Genomic DNA, 18,997 nt, shown 5'->3' with positions numbered 1-18,997 from the left:
CGGCTAACTCGCGATGGAGACGGGTGCACCGATCGGCCCGTGTTGGGTGAGGCAGCGCAGCAGGCAGTCGGCGACGTCGGCGCGGGAGATGCGGTAGCTGCCGCGCACGTTCAGCGCGACCCGGCTGTGGTACGTGCCGGTGCGCGGGCCGTCGGTGAGCTGCGGTGGACGCACGATCGTCCAGTCCAGGCCGCTGTCGCGAACCACGTCCTCCATGGCGCGCATGTCGGCGAACGGGTGCTTGAGTACGGCGCCGAGGATCGGCTTGACCAGCAGCCGGACGAGCGGGCCGTCGCCGCCGTGGGCGAGGCCGCTGGCGCTGACCACCACCAGCCGGTGTACGCCGGTGTCGTGCATGGCCCGCACGATGCTGGTGGCGCCGTCCGTGCAGATGCTGCTCGGCGTGCGCATGCCGCGGCTGCCGAGCGCGGACACCACCGCGTCGCTGTCGGCGATCGCCGGGGCGATCGCGGCCGGCTGCATCACGTCCGCGGGCACGACGGTGAGGCCGGGACGGGCGGCGAGCTTGCTGGCGTCCCTGACCACGGCGGTGACCTCGCGCCCGGCGTTGGTGGCCTGCTCGACCAGCTGGCTGCCTACGCCACCGGTGGCCCCGAAGACGGCGGTCCGCATCGTCTGCTCCTACGTGAGTGAGTATTTACTAACCGCTCTCTGCTATGGTTAGTGAGTACTCACCGACTTGTCAAGCGGAGGTGCGCATGAGCACGCGCGACCGGATGCTGGACGCTGCCGCGGAGGTCATGCGCACCCGCGGGCTCGCCCGGTCGACCACCAAGGAGATCGCGCGCGCGGCCGGGTACTCCGAGGCCGCGCTCTACAAGCACTTCACCGACAAGACCGAGCTGTTCCTAGCGGTGCTCGAGGAGCGCGGCGGCGGTGACTTCAACCCGTTGCTGACCAGCCTGCCCGAGCTGGTGGGCACGCAGCCGGTGGCTGAGGTGCTGCAGACCGTCGCGCGTTCCGCGGTGGAGTTCTACGAGGAGACGTTCCCCATCGGCGCGTCGCTGTTCTCCGAACCGCGTCTGCTCGCCGCCCACCGCGAGGCGCTGCGGGCGCGCAACGCCGGACCGCAGCACGTCAGCGCAGCGGTGGCCGCGTACCTGGCGGACGAACGGGACCGCGGCCGGATCAGCAGCGACGTGGACCCGACCGCCGCGGCCGCGCTGCTCGTCGGGGCCTGCCTGCACTTCGCGTTCCTGCGCCACTTCACCGGCGAGGAGCAGGACGACAAGGCCAAGGACGAGTTCGCCGCCGGCATCACCACCACGCTGCTCGCCGGGCTGGCGGACAGGTAGCCAGGTCAGGGCACGATGAGGCCGGCCAGCAGGCGCTGACCGGCGGCGCGGTCGCCCTGCCACGCCAGGCTCGGGGCGGCACTGTCCAGCCGGTGCCAGAGCAGGAGCAGCAGGTCCGCGGCGGAGCCGCTGACCTCGGCGACCGGCTCGCCCGGGCCGTACGTCCACGACGTGCCGGCGTCGTCGGCGGTGAACCGCACCGCCACGTCGGGTTCGTCCGCCCGGCCGCGCTTGACCTGTCGCGGCGCCATGGTGTCGAACACCTCGCTGACGCCGTCGGCGGCCAGGGTCGGGTCGAGCTTGCCCGGTCGACCGACCGCGTGCTCGGCGTCCCAACGGTGCACCAGCGCCTCCAGGCAGCGACGGCGTTGCCAGAACGCGACGGTGTGCGGCGGGAAGAACGTCCAGGCCTCGGTCGACGGGTCGGTGTCCAACACCGTCAGCAGCACCGTGCACGTCTGGTCGAACCAGGTGGCGAGTGCCTTCGGGTCCCGCGGCGCCGCCGGGCCACGGTAGTCCTTACGACGTTCGGTGACTGCCGCCGCCGACCACAGGTGGCCGTTGCCGAGATGATCGGCCAGGTCGTAGAGCGTCCAGTCGCCGCAGTGCTCGACCGGTGTGTCCAGGTCGCCGTCCAGGCAGGCCGCGAAGGACGTCATCTCGTTGCGCAGGTGGGTCAGGTACGCCGCACTGTCCATGCCCCTGACGGTATCGCGGTGCGCGCGGTCAGAGACCCAGCGCGGCACGCAGCGCTACGTCGACCCGGTCGGCCAGGCGGACGGCAATCCGAGCGCTCGCCTCGGCGTGTCGGTGCCGTGGTTGACGGCGGCTCGTGATGGACTAGCTGACAGCGCCGGGCGCGAGGGAGGGGAAGGCCTTCGCCCCGGCGTTTTCCATGCCCACCGGCGCCCGCGCCCTATGCTGGCGACGTGCCGAGCAGACGCCAGGCTGACCCCGCCGCCGTCGACCGCGCCCTGGCCGCCGTCGACGCCGATACGGAACCGGCGCGCGCCGATCTCGCCGCCGCCGTCCGCCAGCTGGCGAACGCGCTGGCCAGGCAGGCCCCAGGCAAGGCGGTCGAGCTGCGGGTGCCGCCGTTCGCCGCCGTGCAGTGTGTCGAAGGGCTGCGCCACACACGGGGCACACCGCCGAACGTGGTGGAGACCGACCCGGTCACCTGGCTGTGCCTCGCGACCGGCAGGTTGACCTGGGCGGCAGCGACCGACGACGGCCGGGTGCGCGCGACCGGCAGCCGGGCCGATCTCTCCGCGTACCTGCCGGTGACCGGCCGGGGACCTGCGCATGTGCCGATGGCCGGTGGCAGCACGTAGACTCGTGGTGTGCCTATGCGTGACGGCAAGTTGACGCACGAAATCGATCCCCACGACCGTGGCCCGCAGGACGCCTGTGGCGTCCTCGGCGTCTGGGCGCCCGGCGAGGAGGTCGCCAAGCTCGCCTACTTCGGTACCTACGCCCTGCAGCACCGCGGCCAGGAGTCGGCCGGCATCGCCGTCGGCGACGGCCACCAGATCCTCGTGGTCAAGGACATGGGCCTGGTAGCGCAGGTCTTCGACGAGTCCACCCTGGCGTCGCTGACCGGCCACGTCGCGGTCGGCCACTGCCGCTACTCCACGACCGGGTCATCGGTGTGGGCGAACGCGCAGCCCACCTTCCGGCCGACGGGCGCGGGCGGCGTCGCGCTGGCACACAACGGCAACCTCACCAACACCGGTGAGCTCGCGCTGCGCGCGCGGCAGGCGCTCGCCGACGAGATCCTGTTTCCTGGCATCGGCGGCGAGTCCAGCACCGACACCGGCATCCTCACCGAGCTGCTCGCGAAGAGCGACGACACCACCGTCGAGCAGGCGGCACTCGAGCTGCTCCCCGACGTGCAGGGGGCGTTCTCGCTGGTCTTCATGGACGAGAACACGCTCTACGCGGCCCGCGACCCGTACGGCGTGCGGCCGCTTGCCCTCGGCCGGCTGGACAGCGGGGGCTGGGTGGTCGCCAGCGAGACCTGCGCCCTGGACATCCTCGGTGCCGCGTTCGTCCGCGAGGTGGAGCCAGGCGAGCTGGTCGCGGTGGACGAGCACGGGCTGCGGTCGTCGCAGTTCGCGCAGCAGAAGCCGAAGGGCTGCATCTTCGAGTACGTCTACCTGGCCAGGCCCGACTCGACCATCGCCGGCCGCGGCGTGCACGCCAGCCGGGTGGAGATCGGCCGGCGGCTGGCCAAGGAGGCGCTGGCCGACGCCGACCTGGTGATCCCCACCCCGGAGTCCGGCACCCCGGCGGCGATCGGGTACGCGCAGGAGAGCGGGATCCCGTACGGCCAGGGGCTGACCAAGAACTCGTACGTGGGGCGCACCTTCATCGAGCCGAGCCAGACGATCAGGCAGCTCGGCATCAGGCTCAAGCTGAACCCGCTGCGCGAGGTGATCGCCGGCAAGCGGCTGGTGGTCGTGGACGACTCGATCGTGCGCGGCAACACTCAGCGGGCCATCGTCCGGATGCTGCGGGAGGCCGGCGCCGCCGAGGTGCACGTGCGGATCGCCAGCCCGCCGGTGCGCTGGCCGTGCTACTACGGCATCGACTTCGCGTCCCGTACGGAGCTGATCGGCGCGGACCTGTCCGTCGACGAGATCGCTACCTCGCTCGGGGCCGACTCACTCGGCTACATCTCGCTCGAGGGTCTGGTCGAGGCCACCACGATCGACAGGTCCCGGCTGTGTACCGCCTGTTTCGACGGCGACTACCCGATCGCGCTGCCGGACGAGAACCTGCTCGGCAAGCATCTGCTGGAGGACGTCCCGCAGCCGCAGCCGCAGTCGACGAACGCATGAACGCGCCTGAGGAGGCACACCCGTGAGCTCGGGGAACGACAGCGGGACGTACGGGGCTGCCGGGGTCGACATCGAGGCCGGCGAGCGTGCGGTGGCCCTGATGTCCAAGCAGGTCAAGGCGGCCAGCCGGCCCGAGGTGCTCGGCGACTTCGGCGGGTTCGCCGGCCTGTTCCGGCTGGACGTGGGCAGGTACACGGCCCCGGTGCTCGCGACGTCCACCGACGGCGTCGGCACCAAGCTGGCGGTCGCGCAGGCGCTGGACAAGCACGACACCGTCGGCCAGGACCTGGTCGGCATGGTCGTCGACGACCTGGTGGTCTGCGGGGCCGAGCCGCTGTTCATGACCGACTACATCGCGTGCGGCCAGGTGGTGCCCGAGCGGATCTCCGCCATCGTCGGCGGCATCGCGGAGGGCTGCCGGCAGGCCGGCTGCGCACTGCTCGGCGGTGAGACGGCCGAGCACCCCGGGCTGATGCAGCCGCAGGAGTACGACCTCGCCGGCGCGGGCACCGGCATCGTCGAGGAAGAGGCGGTGCTCGGCCCGGAGCGGGTGCGCGAGGGCGACGTGGTGATCGCCATGGGCTCGTCCGGACTGCACTCCAACGGGTACGCGCTGGCGCGCCACGCGCTGCTGCGGATGGGCCGGATGAGCTACGACGCCGAGCCCGAGGAGCTCGGCCACTCGCTGGGGGAGGAGCTGCTCGAACCCACCCGCATCTACACGCAGGCGTGCCTGACCATCGCGGCGGAGACTGACGTGCACGCGTTTGCGCACGTCACTGGCGGTGGGCTGGCAGCGAACCTGTCGCGGGCGCTGCCGCAGGCACTCGACGCGCGGATCGACCGGGCGACCTGGACACCGCAGCCGGTCTTCCGGCTGATCGAGGCCAAGGGCCGGATCGAGTGGGACGAGATGGAGCGCACCTTCAACCTCGGCGTCGGCATGCTGGCCGTGCTCGGCCAGGACGACGTGGACCGGGCGCTCGCGATCCTCGTCGGGCGCAAGGTGCCGGCGTGGGTCGGCGGCGAGATCGTCGCGGGAAGCGGCGATGTACAGCTGTTGGGTGCGCACCCGAAATAGCGCGCCGGAAGGTCCCGGCAGGCCGCCGGGACCGCTGCCAGCTAGGTGTCAGCGCGCAGACGGATTCGGGTTGTCCGCGTAATCCGAATACCGCGCGACGAGATCGTCGTCGTCGCGTGCCGTGTCATCGGCACGTTGCCCTACGTCATCCGTACCGTCGATGGTCGGCGACGATGCCCCAAGCTCCTCGGCAAGCTGCGAAAGATCAGTGCCGCCAGTCTGGTACTTGAGCTTGCGGGCGACCTTCGTCTGCTTGGCCTTAGCCCGGCCGCGCCCCATTGGCTCGACCCCCTCAACGCGGAGTAACCAACCCCGATGGACTACACGAGTTGCGGACCCCGGCAACGGAGCCGGGTCCTGGTTGCTGGGTCCCACCGTATCGTGCCAGTGAGCCGGTCGGCGACGCCACGGTCGCCGAAGTGGCCATCAGTCACATCACGTGGATGCCCCGTAGCCGGCCGATCGACTCCATCCGCCGCTGCGCGATCCGGTCCGCGGCGACCGCGGGCGGCACGCCCTCCTCGGCGGCGACGGTAAAGATGCTGGCCACCGTCTCGTAGATGCCCTCGACCCGCTTCTTCGCCCGGTCGAAGCTGAAGCCGTCGATCTCGTCGGCGACCTGGACGAGCCCGCCGGCGTTGACCACGTAGTCGGGGGCGTAGAGGACGCCGCGGTCCTGCAGCTGCTTCTCCACCCCGCGGTGCGCCAGCTGGTTGTTGGCGGCGCCGCACACCACCGTCGCGCGCAGCGCGTGCGTGGTCGCGTCGTCCAGCGCGCCGCCGAGTGCACACGGTGCGTACACGTCCAGCGGGGTGCGTACGAGCGTGTCGGTGTCGGCTACGGCATGCACCTGCGGGTGGTCGCCGGTGACCCTGGCCACCCGGTCCTGGCGGACGTCGGTGACGGCCACCTCGGCGCCGTTCGCGACCAGGTGCTCGACCAGGTGATATCCGACCTTCCCGACACCGGCCACGCCGACCCGCCTGCCCCGCAGGCTCGGGCTGCCCCAGAGCCGCTCGGCGCAGGCCCGCATGCCCTGGTAGACGCCGTACGCGGTGAGGACGCTCGAGTCGCCGGCGCCGCCGTTCTCGGTGGAGCGGCCGGTGACGTAGCGCGACTCCCTGGCGACGACGTCCATGTCGGCCACGTACGTGCCCACGTCGCACGCGGTGAGGTACCGCCCGCCGAGCGACTGCACGAAGCGGCCGTAGGCGCGCAGCAGCGCCTCGCTCTTGTCGGTGTTCGGGTCGCCGAGGATGACGGCCTTGCCGCCGCCGAGGTCGAGCCCGGTGACCGCGGCCTTGTACGCCATCGCCTTGGCGAGGCTGAGCGCGTCGTCGAGCGCGGCCTGCTCGGTGCGGTACGGGTGGAACCTGGTGCCGCCGAGCGCGGGGCCGAGCGCGGTGCTGTAGATGGCGATGATGGCCTTCAGGCCGCTCGCCTCGTCCTGGCAGAAGACGACCTGTTCGTGGCCGGTGTGCCTGCCGAAGACGATCGGTTGGTCGGTGCCAGCTGCCGACTGGACCTGATAGGTCCCTTCGTGGTCGGACTGCGACATGGGTGGTGTCTCCTGTCCGTTCGCCCCCACGCATGGTGACGCGGGTACTGCATCCAGCTTATTCGCCCGGCGCCTGCCGGCTGTAGTCGTCGGTGTGGACGGCGCGTTCCCGGTACGGGGATGCCGGTAGATTGCCCGGCCATGGACGAGGCAGGGACGCCGCGGTGACGTACCTCGTCCCGGCGGTGGCCGGCCTGCTCGGCCTGCTCGTCGGGCTGGTGGTGGCGGCCGTGCTCGCCGGGCGGCCGGCGCACCGGCCGCGGGTGCAGCGACCCCGCGACGTGCTGCTGCCGGTGTTGTCGGCGGCGGCGTGCGCGGCGCTCGCGGTGCGCTTCGGTCTGGCCCCCGAGCTGCCCGCGTACCTCTACCTCGCGCTCGTCGCCGTGCCGCTGGCCGCCGTCGACGTGCAGCAACACCGGCTGCCCGACCTGCTGACGCTGCCGTCGTACCCGATCGGGGTGGGACTGCTCGCGCTGGCGGCGCCGTTCATCGAGGGCGGCGGCAGGCGGCTGCTCGGCGTGCTGCTCGGCATGCTCGGCCTCGGCCTGTGCTACGGCCTGTTGCACCTGGTCAACCGCGACGGCATGGGGCTCGGCGACGTGAAGCTCGCCGGGGTGCTCGGCGCGTACCTGGGCTGGCTGGGGCCGGACACCTGGGTCGTCGGCGCGTTCCTCGGCGTGCTGTTCGGCGGCCTGTTCGCGCTGGCGCTGCTGGTGCTGCGGGTGGCCGACCGGCGCAGCCGGATCCCGTTCGGGCCGTTCATGCTCGCCGGCGCGTTGGTAGCAGTGCTGGTCAGCGGGTACGAGCTGCTCGGCTAGCCGGGCAGCGCGGTCGGCTGGCGTAGGAATCGGTCACCTAATCGTGCGACGATGCGGGTATGTCGCCGTACTCGGCCTACCTGCGTGTGTACGAGCCGCTCGTCGCGTTCCGCGAGCCGGCCCGCGCGGCCTGGGCGCTCTACTCCGACCCCGAGGTGGACACGCCTGACCCGCGCGAGCTGCTGGCCGTCGAGGAGGCGGCGGCGCGGCGCCGGTTGGCGGCCACCCCGCCTGTGCTGGTGCCCGACAGGGAGAGCGACCACGCGCTCGTGCATCGGATCGACCAGACGACGTACATCTGCCCGTTGCAGACGCGCAGCCGGTCGATCGCCGCCTACGCGACGCTGGAGGAGCTGCTGCCCAGGGAGGTCTTCGAGGCTGCGGCGCCGGCGGAGTCGCGGGCACTGGCGGAGACGCGCGCCAGCGAGTCGGGTGGCGCCCAGACCTACATCAAGCAGGCACGATGGCACGTGCCGGTCGCGTGGTTCATCCTGTTCAGGCAGACCGAGCGCCGGCTCGTCCTGGTTCCGGACGACGTGACCCACGCCGGCGGCGCGGGTACCGAGGTGGCCGGCGGCGAGGACGGCGGGACCGAGCCGGTCACCGTGCCCGCCGAGGGTGCGGATCGCACCATGAGCTACCTCACCCGGATGGTCGAGGCCAGGAAGCGGCTGGCCCGCAGCCTGGCGGTCCTGCGCAAGACCGTCGACGGGACCGTCGTGGACGAGGTCGAGGCACTGGGCCGCTGGTTGGAGGAGTTCCACCCACACGCGCTGGTGGAGCTCGACTACGGTGGGTTGGTCAGTCTGGTCGATGACGCGTTCTTGTTGACTGACCGTTCGGTAGTGGATGTTGCGGAGGGTCTAGCCGCGCTAGCGGACGGTGACGGGGAGCAAGCAGCGCGCCACTATCAGGCGGTTATGACCCGGTGGTCCGCGGTGGAACGACGGGAATGCGCCAACTAACGCCTTCACGCGATGCGTTCCCTTTGCGACCTGCTGTCATGATGTGCACAAGCGTGAGACACTACGCTGCGGAGCATTCGGAGCATGAAGTGCGTCATATGTGCACTTACCCGACATGCTCCACAGGGTGCGACGGGGGGTCGTAGACCGGTAACAGGAGAAGGTCCATATGGGCACTCGCAAGAGCGACGCGGAGGCGTTGCTGACACCAGCCGAGGTGGCGGCGATGTTTCGTGTCGATCCGAAGACCGTCACCCGTTGGGCGAAGGCAGGGAAGCTGTCCTCGATCCGCACGCTGGGCGGTCATCGACGGTATCTGGAATCCGAGGTGAGGGCGCTGCTCGAGGGTGTTCCCCATGCGGTAGAAGACGAGCCGGCGAGCTGACGCGCCAGGGCGTGTCTCCCAATGGCGTTCGAGGCGTACCCGGACCGCCATTGGGAGACACACCCTCCCGGCTGAGCCGAGCCGATCGAGCTGTCCACCATGCCTGGTACTGACCTTCGTCGCGACTTCCCCGTCCCCGGTACCTGCCGGTGAGCGGCGGTGCGGGCGGGCCGACGGTGGTCCGCGTCCCGCCGCAGCGGCTGGCGCGCTGGCTCGACAACTTCGCGGACCGGCACGGTACTTCGACCTGCGCCGCCTCCGGCGACGAGGTGGTGGTCACGGCGGCCGACGGTGCCGTCGCGACGTGCGCCGTGCCGTTCCCGCCGCTGCGGGTGCGTGCCGACCTGCCCGACGGCGGTCTGGTCGAGCACGCCAACCGCGAGCGTCGGGTCGGGGTGCTGCTCGTGCGGCGCGGTGGCCACGCGGTCGGCGTCTTCGCCGGGGACGAGCTGCAGGCCGTAAAGGTCGGCAAGCGCCACGTGCAGGGCAAGTCGAAGGCCGGTGGCTGGTCGCAGCAACGGTTCGCGCGGCGGCGTGAGCAGCAGGCCAGGGTCGCCTTCGCCGCCGCGGCGGACGCCGCGCACCTGGTGCTCGGTCCGGCGCTCGGCGACCTGGACGCAGTGGTCTGTGGCGGTGACCGGTTCGCCGTCGACGCCGTGCTCGCCGACCCGCGGTTGGCCAGCGTCGCGGAGATCGCCGACCGAAGGCTCTACGCCGTGCCCGACCCGCGGCGCAAGGTGCTCGAGCAGATGCCGGCGAAGTTCCGTGCCGTACGGATCACCGTGGCAGAACCCGGCGAATAGCACGCTCCTCGCTCTGTCAACGTGCGTTGACACGGCAGCCTTTGTCAACGTAGATTGACAGTTATGACGAAAGCCACTGAACTCGCCAGAGCGGCGAGCGACCGCGATCCCCACGTCGGCCTGCGTGCGGTGGCCGCGTTGCGGCGGCTGCTCGAGCGGCTCGAGGTGGTGCAGGTCGACAACGCCCGGCGGCAGGGGTGGTCCTGGCAGGAGATCGCGGACCAGCTCGGGGTGAGTCGGCAAGCGGTGCATCGCAAGCATGGAGGGCGTTAGGCCGATGTTCGAACGCTTCACCAAGGACGCCCGCAGGGCTGTCGAGACGGCTCAGCAGTACGCCGCCGAGGTGCACGCCGTCGAGGTGCGCGAGGAGCACCTGGCGCTCGGTGTGGTCACCGCGACCGACAGTCCGGCGGTCTCGGCACTGGAGCTGGCCGGCGCCACGGCGGAGGTGCGTGCCCGGCTGCAGGCCGAGTTGATCGCGCTCTGCAGACGCGCAGGCGTCACCGACGCCGACGCGGACGCGTTGCGTGAGCTCGGCATCGACGTGGACGAGGTGCTCGACCGGTTGGAGGAGCTGGCCCAGGTCCCCGCCGGGTGGCCGGCCACCCGGCTGCGGGACCGGCTCTTCCGGCGGCGGGTGAGCGACGGCACCGTGCTACCGGCCGTGCCGTGGTCGGACAACGCGAAGGGCGTGCTCGAACGGGCACTGCGGGAGGCGGTCGACCGCCGCGACGCGCACATCGACGACGGGCACGTGCTCGTCGCCCTGCTGAACGGCGACGGGGTCGTCGCGGAGACCATGGCCCGCCACGACATCACGTACACGGTCGTCCGCCGCGCGCTGGCGCAGCGGAACTGACGGTCACACCGACCGGGGGTCGGTGGCCACCAGGCACACGTCGATGGCGGTGCCGTCGGGGGTCTCTCGGAACACCTCGCCAAGCCGCTCCACACGCAGCCCGGCGGCCGCGGCCTGCAGCTTCTCCTCGTCGTAGAGCAACTGCGGGTTCTGCGGCCCGCCGACGCCTTCGGTGAGGTTGCGCAGTGCGTGCCCGACGACGACCAGCCGGCCGCCGGGCGCCAGCCACTCGCGCAGCCGGCCGAACACGTCCTCTGGGACGTGCAGGTACGCGACGAGGATCAGGTCGTAGCTGGTGTCCGCGGGCGGTGCCCAGGTGGTGACGTCGGCCACCACCCAGTCGACAGGTACGTCGCTGTCGGCCGCGCCCGCGCGGCCACGTGCGATGCCGACAGCGGAGAAGTCCACCGCGGTGACGTCCCAGCCGCGTCCGGCGAGCCATACCGCGTGCCTGCCCTCGCCGGCGGCGACGTCGAGGGCGCGTCCGGCAGGCAGGTCGCCGACGAGCGTGGCCACGGTGGCGTTGGGGGTGGCGGACCAGAGCCGGTCCGTGTTCGCGTAGCGATCGTCCCACACGGCCGCGTCGTGCCCCGGTCGTGAAGGCGTGCTCATGCCGGCTGTTCCGCGAGTCGACGCTGCAGTTCGGCGACCATCTCGGGGTCGGCGGCGTAGCCGTGTTCTGCGGCCGGGTAGCGCCGGTTGCGTACGTCGTCGGCGTACTCGGTCACCCCGGCGTCCATGGCGTCCTGCAGGTCCGCGTAGCGCTTCACGAACTTGGCGCCGACACCGTCGCGGATACCCAGCAGGTCGTGGAACACCAGCACCTGACCGTCGGCCGACGGGCCGGCGCCGATGCCGATGACGGGGATGGTCAACGTCGTGACGATCGCCTCGGTCACCGGCGACGGCACCGCCTCGAAGACGATCGAGAAGCACCCGGCGTCCTGGAGTGCCTTGGCGCCTCTGGCGATCTCCAGCGCCGCGTCGGCCGACCGGCCCTGCGCGCGCCAGCCGCCGAGCGCGGTGGCGGTCTGCGGGGTGAGGCCGACGTGCCCCATCACCGGGATGCCGGCGTCCACGATCGCCTTCGCCCTCGCCACCGACATGGCGCCGCCGCCCTCGAGCTTCACCACGTCGCAGCCGGCCTCCCTTACGTACCTGATCGCCGTCGCGACGGCCTGCTCGTCGCTGACCTCGTACGAGCCGAACGGCAGGTCGCCGACGAGCAGCGGGGTGCGCAGCCCACGACGTACGGCCTTGGCGAGCATGACCATCTCGGCCATGGTGATCTGGGTGGTCGTGCCGTCGTAGCCGAGCACCGTGGTGGCGGCCGAGTCGCCGACGAGGACGATGTCCACGGCCGCGCGTTCCGCGGCTCGTGCGGACGGGTAGTCGTACGCGGTGACCATGACGATCGGCTCGCCGCGCTGTTTCCGCGCCAGCAGTGACGGCACCGTCACCGGCTTGCGCTGGTCGGACTCCGCCGCCTTCGGTGCACTGCTCATGCTGCCCATCCGTTCGCTCGAACGACCGTGTTGTCGATCAGTCTGGTGTCGCCGATCCAGGCGGCCACGACCACCAGGGTGGGGCCATCGACGACGGTGACCGGGGCGAGCGTGGTCGGCTCGACCAGTTCGAAGTATTCCGGCTGTACGGCCAGCTCCGCCATGGCGGTGACCGCCGCCGTACGGATGGTCGCTGCGTCCCCGTCGCCGGCGCGCACGGTGTGCTCCGCGGTGTCCAGGCCACGACGCAGCGCCAGGGCCCGCTTACGGTCGACGTCGTCCAGCCGCACGTTCCTGCTCGACAGCGCGAGCCCGTCGGCCTCCCGTACTGTCGGGCAGACCTCGATCCGCACCGGCAGGTCGAGGTCGTGCACCAGCTGCCGTACGACCACGCACTGCTGAGCGTCCTTCTGGCCGAAGTACGCGACGTCGGGCAGGCTCATGCAGAGCAGCTTGGTCACCACGGTGGTCACGCCGTGGAAGTGTCCCGCGCCGCGCTGCGCGCCTTCAAGCGTCTCGGTGAGTGGACCCGTGACCTGCACGCTTGTGCTGAAGCCCACGGGGTACACCTCGTCCACCGGCGGCGCGAACAGCACGTCGACGCCGGCCTGCTCCGCCAGCCGCTGGTCCCTGGCCTCGTCCCTGGGATAGCTGTCCAGGTCGGTGGCCTGGTTGAACTGGGCGGGGTTCACGAACAGCGTCATCACCACCACGTCGCACTCGGCCCGTGCCAGGTGCAACAGCGACAGGTGGCCGTCGTGCAGGAACCCCATCGTCGGCACCAGGCCGATGGCCGCCTCGGCGGGGCGGGCAGGGCGCAGCTCCTCGCGGAGCGCGGCCACCGTACGAACGATCTTCATGCCGCCACCTCCTCGGTGCGGCCGGTCAGCCGCCGGGTCTGCTCGACGAGCGCGTCGAAGAGCGGCAGCAGCTCAGGTGCTCGGTCGCCGACGGCCTGCCGTTGCGCGGCGACCGTCTCCTCGTCGCCGCGGACCACCGGGCCGGTCAGCGCCGCCCGCGAGCCGTGCGTGGCGCAGTTGTCCAGCGCGGCACGGGCGAGTGGGGCGAGGAACTCGCTGGGCACTCCGGTGCCCGCCAGTAGCCGCGCGGCGCAGGCCTGCACGGTGATCGCGAAGTTCGCGGCGAACGACGCGGCCGCGTGGTACGCGCCGCGATCCGCGTCCGCGACGGTGACCGCGGGCATGCCGAGCGCGTCCGCGAGGGTACGGGCGGTCGTCAGCGCGTGGGGCGTCGTGCCTGCGACGGTGCACGCCGCCCCGGCCAGCTCGTCGCCGCCGTCCCCGCGCACGGTCATCAGCGGGTGCAGGACGAAGCCCTCGTGCGGGTCGAGGACGGTGGGGCTCGTCGCGCCGGAACAGTGCCCGACGAGCGGGCCGGGCTCCACGGCTGCCGCGGCTGGGGGTATCTCCCTGTCGGGTACGCACAACAGCACGACGTCGTACGTAGCTCCGGTGAACCCACGGCCGAACGGACCGGCCACGTCGATGCTCTCGGTGTGGTTAAGTGCCTGGGTGAGGGCCGTGCCGAGACGGCCGGCGCCTACGACGGCAACGCGCAGGCGTGCGTCATCGCTCTTCATCTGGATCCAGCTCCTGTACGGATGCCGGTCCGCGGTGTTGTGGTGCGGACTGGTGGTTCGTCTCCCGTCCGGCCCTCTCGGTGCCGGCGGGACTAGCCCGACCACCGTACAACGCCGCGCGGTGCAGCGAACAGCGTCAGCTGTCCAGGACACCGCCGATGGTGCGGGTGAACAGCTGCCAGTCGGTGCGCTGTTTCGCCAGTGCACGACTGCCCGCCGCGGTGAGCCGGTACGTGCGGCGGCGCCGGCCGTCGACGACCTGCCACGAACCGCGGATGTGACCGGCGTCCTCGAGCCGGCGCAGCGCCGGGTAGACGCTGCCGGTGTTGAGCTCCAACTCCCCGCCGGTGCCGTTCTTGATGGCCATGATCACCGCGTAACCGTGCAACGGCCCGCTCTCCAGGACGGCAAGGATCATCGGCTCGAGATGCCCGCGGACGGCGTTGGGATCCATGCCACCCATCTTACGGTCCCTGTCGACATATGTCACCAGTCGTCATGTAGGCTGTCTACCGGTGGGGCAGAGAATGCGAGGAGGCTGGATGTCTCAGGCTGTTGGTCAGCCGAACCGCACCCTGCCTGTGAAGCCCTTGGCACGTACCAGAGTGACCTGGGTGATCCTGCTGATCACGGCGTCGCTGCATGCTGCGGTGGCGGTGACACAACCGATCCTGGCGGGTGCGTGCCTCAACGGCGAACTTGCTGCGATGCAGGTGCACGGCCCGCTCGGCAGTGGCCTGGTCACGGTCACCATGTTCCTGCTGGCGCCTGCCGCCGTGCTGTTCATCTTTCCCGGCAAGGGCTCCTTCTGGCCGGCGATCATCACCGTGTTGCTCTTCTTCGGTGAAGGGCTCCAGATCGGGATGGGGTACACGCGGCAGTTCGGCATCCACATCCCGCTTGGCGTCGCGATCGTCGGTACGTCGGTCGCGTTGGTCTGGTACCTGGTGGCGTGGCGCTACCGGCTGGCCAAGAAACTGCGGGGGCAGCCGTGAGGCGGCTGTCGCGCCGCGGCTTCCTCGGAGTTGCCGGTGGTGTGGGCGCAGCGCTGGCGCTGCCCGGTTGCGCGTCGCTGCTCGGCGAGGTGCAGACGGGGCAGCTGTTGCGCAGCACCGCGAAGCTGCCGCGGCCGTTCACCGTGCCGTTGCCGATACCGCGGGTCGCGAAGCCGTCCAGACGCACGGCGGACGCTGACTTCCACGACGTGACGTCGCGGGTCGCCGACGTTGAGATCCTGCCCGGTACGCGTACGGAGATCTTCGGTTACGACGGCACCTTCCCCGGCCCGACGATCGTCTCGCGGCGCGGCCGCAAGACCGTGGTGCGGCACGTCAACGAGCTGCCGGTGCCGATGGTGGTGCACCTGCACGGCGGCCACACGCCGCCGGAGAGCGACGGTTACCCCGTCGACCTGGTGCTGCCGCGCGGCTACTCCGGTGAGCATCGGCACGCGAACGTCGGCCACGTCACGCGCAGGGAGCGCCAGTACGCGTACCCGATGGAGCAGCGTGCGGCGACGCTCTGGTACCACGACCACCGGATGGACTTCACCGGTCCGCAGGTGTACCGCGGCCTGGCCGGCTTCCACCTCGTGCACGACGACGAGGAGGACCGGCTGCCGTTGCCGAAGGGCGACAAGGACATCCCGTTGATGATCTGCGACCGCGCCTTCGACGAGGACGGGACGTTCACGTACCCGTCCCGCGACCCGGCACTGGAGAGCAAGCCTGGGGTCGAGCACGCGTACATGGCCGGCGTGCTCGGCGACGTCGTGTTGGTCAACGGGGCGCCGTGGCCTGAGCTCGAGGTCAGCGCGACCCGGTACCGGCTCCGGCTGCTGAACGCGTCCAACGCGCGCCGTTACCGGCTCGGTCTGGACCCGAAGCCGGGCAAGGGCGCGCCGTTCGTCCAGATCGGGTCGGACGGCGGGCTGCTCGCCGAGCCGGTGCGGCAGGAGGAGATCCAGATCGCGCCGGCGGAGCGGTTCGACGTGGTGATCGACTTCTCCGCGTTCCCCGTCGGCAGCACGGTGACCATGACCAACGCGCTCGCCGACGCCAAGGGGACGGAGCAGGTGATGCGGTTCCGGGTGACCCGCAAGGAGGCGGACGACAGCCGCATCCCCGCCACCCTCAGCAAGCTCGAGCTGCCCCGGCCGGACCAGGTGCGGGTGGAGCGGGAGTTCCGGTTCGGCCGCGACGATCTCAGCCACCACCAGACCTGGACGATCAACGGGAAGATGTTCGACCCGGAGCGGATGGACGCAAAGCCGAAGCTCGGCCAGGTTGAGCGGTGGCGGTTCGTCACCGACCTGCACCACCCAGTGCACCTGCACCTGGACAGCTTCCGCGTCCTGCGCGGCGGCCCGTACGTCCACGGCTGGAAGGACACCGTGGACGTCCGTCCAGGCGAGGTCGTCGACGCCCTGGTGCGGTTCACCGACTACGCCGGACCGTACGTGTTCCACTGCCACAACCTGGAGCACGAGGACATGATGATGATGGCCGCCTTCGAGACCGTGACCTGACCGGGTAACCCGAGCACCCTCCGTGTGGCGGGTGGTGCTTGTGTGACAAAAGTCGTTACGGTGAGGAACATGGCGACCCGTACGTCCAGCAGATCCCGCTCGTCGGCGAAACAGTCGGGCGGGAAAGGACGCACCCGTTCGTCGACCACCCGGCGGTCCAGCAGCAGTTCGGCGGCCAAGAAGAACGGCAGGTCGAACGCCGCGACCAAGTCGCCGGACCCGATCCTCATGGTCATCGGCCTGGTCTGGAAGGGGCTGGCCGGGGTCTGGCTGCTGGTCAGCGGCGGTCTCGGCCGGCTGGTGCGGATGGCCGGCAAGAGCGCGCGCGACCTGGAGCCCGACCAGCGCAGGGACGGCCTCGGCCTGCTCTTCCTCGCGCTCGCGGTGGTCGTCGCCGTGGCCGTGTGGTGGCAGCTGCCGGGGCCGGTCGGCGAGGGCATCGTCGCCGCGGTGGCAGGTGCCGCCGGGCGGATGGCGGTGGTCGTGCCGATCCTGCTGCTGCTCGCCGCATGGCGGCTGATGCGCAACCCGGAGAACAACGCCGCCACCGGGCCGGTGGTCATCGGGTGGAGCGCTCTGCTCGTCGCCGTGCTCGGCATCGTGCACATCGCCACCGGCCTGCCCAGCCCGAGCGACGGCGCGGCCGCGCTGCGCGGCGCGGGCGGCCTGATCGGCTTCCTGGCGGCGTTGCCACTGGTCTCCGTGCTGTCGACGTACCTCGCGGTGCCGTTGCTCGGCCTGCTCGGCGTGTTCGGGCTGCTGGTGATCACCGGGACGTCGCTGCGGGAGATCCCGGAGAAGTTCCGCTACATCAGGGACCAGGTCAGGCTCGGCAAGGACGGCGCGGCAGGCGACGATGACGGCGCCGACGGCGCGGACCGGTCGCTGGACGCCCCGGTGGAGTCGCTGCGGCGCAAGTCCTCGCGCAAGCGGGTCAGCGACGACGTCGCCGGCGGCCGCGCCGGCGACGAGCCGTACGAGTCGCCGGTCGTCGAGCCGAAGCCGAAGCCGGTGCCCGCCGCCGAGGTGAAGAGCGCGCAGCCGCCGGAACCTGCGCCCGTGCCGTCCACCGCGGAACAGCTGGTGCTCAAGGGCGACTACGCGCTCCCGCCGAGCAACCTGCTGGCGGCCGGCAGCAAGCCGAAGGCACGTACCAAGGCGAACAACGTCGTGGTCGAGGCGCTGACCGAGGTGTTCGAACAGTTCAACGTGGACGCCCAGGTCACCGGCTTCACCCGCGGTCCGACGGTCACCAGGTACGAGGTCGAGCTCGGCCCGGCGGTGAAGGTGGAGCGCGTCACCGCGCTGTCGAGGAACATCTCGCTGGCCGTGAAGAGCGCCGACGTCCGGATCCTGTCGCCGATCCCTGGCAAGTCCGCGATCGGCATCGAGATCCCCAACACCGACAAGGAGAACGTCAGCCTCGGCGACGTGCTCAGGTCGAACACGTCGACCAGCGACCACCATCCGCTGCTCGTCGGACTCGGCAAGGACGTCGAGGGTGGCTACGTGGTGGCCAACCTGGCGAAGATGCCGCACGTGCTCATCGCCGGTGCCACCGGTGCGGGCAAGTCGGGCTGCATCAACGCGCTGATCACGTCCATCCTCATGCGGGCCACGCCGGACGAGGTGCGGATGGTGCTGGTCGACCCGAAGCGGGTCGAGCTCACCTCGTACAACGGGGTGCCGCACCTGATCACGCCGATCATCACCAACCCGAAGAAGGCCGCCGAGGCGCTGCAGTGGGTCGTGAAGGAGATGGACCTCCGCTACGACGACCTGGCGGCGAGCGGGTTCAGGCACGTCGACGACTACAACAAGGCGGTGCGTTCCGGAAAGCTCAAGCCGGAGCCTGGCAGCGACAAGGAGTACCGCCCGTACCCGTACCTGATGGTGGTCGTGGACGAGCTCGCCGACCTGATGATGGTCGCGCCGCGCGACGTCGAGGACGCGATCGTCCGGATCACGCAGCTGGCCCGCGCCGCCGGCATCCACCTGGTGCTCGCCACCCAGCGGCCAAGCGTGGACGTGGTGACCGGCCTGATCAAGGCGAACGTGCCGTCGCGGCTGGCGTTCGCCACCTCGTCGCTTGCGGACAGCCGGGTGGTGCTCGACCAGCCGGGTGCGGAGAAGCTGATCGGCCAGGGCGACGGGCTGTTCCTGCCGATGGGCGCGAACAAGACGATGCGCATCCAGGGTGCCTGGGTGCCGGAGTCGGAGATCCGCGCCGTCGTCAAGCACACGAAGGACCAGGCCGACCCGCACTACCGCGAGGACGTCACGGCCGTCCAGACGAAGAAGCGCGAGATCGACGAGGACATCGGCGACGACCTGGACCTGGTCTGCCAGGCGGCCGAGCTCGTGGTGAACACGCAGTTCGGCTCGACGTCCATGCTGCAGCGCAAGCTGCGGGTGGGGTTCGCGAAGGCGGGCCGGCTGATGGACATCCTGGAGAGCCGCGGCGTCGTCGCGCCGAGCGAGGGTTCGAAGGCCCGCGAGGTGCTGCTCAAGCCGGACGACCTGCCGGCCACCATGGCGTTGCTGCGCGGCGAGGACCCACCGGCACCGGCCGAGGCCCCCGACGAGGACACCGAGCCGGCGGAGGACTGAGCACCCTCGCGCCGGACCGACATGCAGGTCCTGGTCAGGCTGACGCGCGGGCCGGCATGAAGGTCGGTTGATCGCCTGCCGGGACGATCAGCCGCGGAGGGATGCACGACCCGCGCGTCAGGCTGAAGGG

The 18,997-nt window shown here is 70.9% G+C and carries 22 protein-coding genes; 13 read left to right on the top strand and 9 right to left on the bottom strand.

What is annotated here, in order from left to right:
• Positions 1-3 precede the first annotated feature (3 nt).
• Positions 4-633 carry an NAD(P)H-binding protein gene (locus GEV07_04970; GenBank protein MQA02088.1) on the bottom strand — a complete coding sequence of 210 codons (630 nt, stop codon included), beginning with the start codon at positions 631-633 and terminating at the stop codon, positions 4-6.
• 86 nt (positions 634-719) lie between these two features.
• On the opposite strand from GEV07_04970, the gene GEV07_04965 reads away from it, so the two are divergent.
• Positions 720-1,316 (top strand): TetR family transcriptional regulator, encoded by a 597-nt coding sequence (locus GEV07_04965; GenBank protein ID MQA02087.1) that lies wholly within the window; start codon positions 720-722, stop codon positions 1,314-1,316.
• A 5-nt stretch (positions 1,317-1,321) separates the two neighbouring features.
• Here the strand turns inward: GEV07_04965 and GEV07_04960 are convergent, their stop codons facing one another.
• Complete coding sequence (locus GEV07_04960) at positions 1,322-2,014, bottom strand: maleylpyruvate isomerase family mycothiol-dependent enzyme (protein MQA02086.1); 693 nt, start codon at positions 2,012-2,014, stop codon at positions 1,322-1,324.
• A gap of 231 nt (positions 2,015-2,245) precedes the next feature.
• Here GEV07_04960 and GEV07_04955 point away from each other — a divergent pair, with 231 nt between their 5' ends.
• From GEV07_04955 to GEV07_04945, 3 genes are read left to right on the top strand one after another with little or no spacing between them, the layout of a single operon-like run.
• Complete coding sequence (locus GEV07_04955; protein ID MQA02085.1) at positions 2,246-2,647, top strand: hypothetical protein; 402 nt, start codon at positions 2,246-2,248, stop codon at positions 2,645-2,647.
• 9 nt (positions 2,648-2,656) lie between these two features.
• Positions 2,657-4,156: an amidophosphoribosyltransferase gene (locus GEV07_04950; protein ID MQA02084.1), complete on the top strand. Its 1,500-nt coding sequence runs from the start codon at positions 2,657-2,659 to the stop codon at positions 4,154-4,156.
• A 22-nt stretch (positions 4,157-4,178) separates the two neighbouring features.
• Positions 4,179-5,237 (top strand): phosphoribosylformylglycinamidine cyclo-ligase, encoded by a 1,059-nt coding sequence (locus GEV07_04945; GenBank protein ID MQA02083.1) that lies wholly within the window; start codon positions 4,179-4,181, stop codon positions 5,235-5,237.
• A gap of 48 nt (positions 5,238-5,285) precedes the next feature.
• On the opposite strand, the gene GEV07_04940 is transcribed toward GEV07_04945, so the two are convergent.
• Complete coding sequence (locus GEV07_04940; GenBank protein ID MQA02082.1) at positions 5,286-5,516, bottom strand: DUF3073 family protein; 231 nt, start codon at positions 5,514-5,516, stop codon at positions 5,286-5,288.
• A 151-nt stretch (positions 5,517-5,667) separates the two neighbouring features.
• Positions 5,668-6,795 (bottom strand): valine dehydrogenase, encoded by a 1,128-nt coding sequence (locus GEV07_04935; GenBank protein MQA02081.1) that lies wholly within the window; start codon positions 6,793-6,795, stop codon positions 5,668-5,670.
• 92 nt (positions 6,796-6,887) lie between these two features.
• On the opposite strand from GEV07_04935, the gene GEV07_04930 reads away from it, so the two are divergent.
• From GEV07_04930 to GEV07_04905, 6 genes are all read left to right on the top strand, one after another.
• On the top strand, positions 6,888-7,613 hold the full coding sequence (locus GEV07_04930) for a prepilin peptidase (GenBank protein ID MQA02080.1): 726 nt from the start codon (positions 6,888-6,890) through the stop codon (positions 7,611-7,613).
• Positions 7,614-7,672: 59 nt separating this feature from the next.
• Entirely contained in the window at positions 7,673-8,578 is a 906-nt protein-coding gene (locus GEV07_04925) for a hypothetical protein (protein ID MQA02079.1), read from the top strand.
• Between the two features lie 169 nt (positions 8,579-8,747).
• On the top strand, positions 8,748-8,963 hold the full coding sequence (locus tag GEV07_04920; protein MQA02078.1) for a BldC family transcriptional regulator: 216 nt from the start codon (positions 8,748-8,750) through the stop codon (positions 8,961-8,963).
• A gap of 143 nt (positions 8,964-9,106) precedes the next feature.
• Complete coding sequence (locus tag GEV07_04915; protein MQA02077.1) at positions 9,107-9,766, top strand: hypothetical protein; 660 nt, start codon at positions 9,107-9,109, stop codon at positions 9,764-9,766.
• Between the two features lie 63 nt (positions 9,767-9,829).
• Positions 9,830-10,039, top strand: a complete 210-nt coding sequence (locus GEV07_04910; protein MQA02076.1) for an HTH domain-containing protein — start codon at positions 9,830-9,832, stop codon at positions 10,037-10,039.
• Entirely contained in the window at positions 10,026-10,625 is a 600-nt protein-coding gene (locus GEV07_04905) for a peptidase (protein ID MQA02075.1), read from the top strand. Before GEV07_04910 ends, GEV07_04905 begins: the two co-directional genes overlap by 14 nt.
• A 3-nt stretch (positions 10,626-10,628) precedes the next feature.
• Here GEV07_04905 and GEV07_04900 read toward each other — a convergent pair whose 3' ends face one another.
• From GEV07_04900 to GEV07_04880, 5 genes are all read right to left on the bottom strand, one after another.
• Positions 10,629-11,237: a methyltransferase domain-containing protein gene (locus GEV07_04900; GenBank protein MQA02074.1), complete on the bottom strand. Its 609-nt coding sequence runs from the start codon at positions 11,235-11,237 to the stop codon at positions 10,629-10,631.
• Positions 11,234-12,130, bottom strand: coding sequence for a 3-methyl-2-oxobutanoate hydroxymethyltransferase (gene panB / locus GEV07_04895; GenBank protein MQA02073.1), 897 nt, complete (start codon positions 12,128-12,130; stop codon positions 11,234-11,236). Before panB ends, GEV07_04900 begins: the two co-directional genes overlap by 4 nt.
• Entirely contained in the window at positions 12,127-12,990 is an 864-nt protein-coding gene (locus GEV07_04890) for a pantoate--beta-alanine ligase (GenBank protein MQA02072.1), read from the bottom strand. The genes panB and GEV07_04890 overlap by 4 nt, the downstream gene beginning before the upstream one ends.
• Positions 12,987-13,730, bottom strand: a complete 744-nt coding sequence (locus GEV07_04885) for a DUF2520 domain-containing protein (GenBank protein ID MQA02071.1) — start codon at positions 13,728-13,730, stop codon at positions 12,987-12,989. The genes GEV07_04890 and GEV07_04885 overlap by 4 nt, the downstream gene beginning before the upstream one ends.
• Before the next feature lie 136 nt (positions 13,731-13,866).
• Positions 13,867-14,184, bottom strand: coding sequence for a PadR family transcriptional regulator (locus GEV07_04880; GenBank protein MQA02070.1), 318 nt, complete (start codon positions 14,182-14,184; stop codon positions 13,867-13,869).
• A gap of 136 nt (positions 14,185-14,320) precedes the next feature.
• Here GEV07_04880 and GEV07_04875 point away from each other — a divergent pair, with 136 nt between their 5' ends.
• From GEV07_04875 to GEV07_04865, 3 genes are all read left to right on the top strand, one after another.
• The gene (locus tag GEV07_04875) at positions 14,321-14,725 is read left to right on the top strand and encodes a hypothetical protein (protein MQA02069.1); all 405 of its coding nucleotides are present in this window, start codon (positions 14,321-14,323) and stop codon (positions 14,723-14,725) included.
• 5 nt (positions 14,726-14,730) lie between these two features.
• Positions 14,731-16,257 carry a multicopper oxidase domain-containing protein gene (locus GEV07_04870; GenBank protein ID MQA02068.1) on the top strand — a complete coding sequence of 509 codons (1,527 nt, stop codon included), beginning with the start codon at positions 14,731-14,733 and terminating at the stop codon, positions 16,255-16,257.
• Positions 16,258-16,326: 69 nt separating this feature from the next.
• On the top strand, positions 16,327-18,867 hold the full coding sequence (locus GEV07_04865) for a DNA translocase FtsK (protein MQA02067.1): 2,541 nt from the start codon (positions 16,327-16,329) through the stop codon (positions 18,865-18,867).
• Positions 18,868-18,997: the final 130 nt, after the last annotated feature.

It is taken from the genome of Streptosporangiales bacterium (assembly GCA_009379825.1).
In the GTDB taxonomy this organism is placed as follows: domain Bacteria; phylum Actinomycetota; class Actinomycetes; order Streptosporangiales; family WHST01; genus WHST01.
This window is presented reverse-complemented; position numbering and strand designations above follow the sequence as displayed.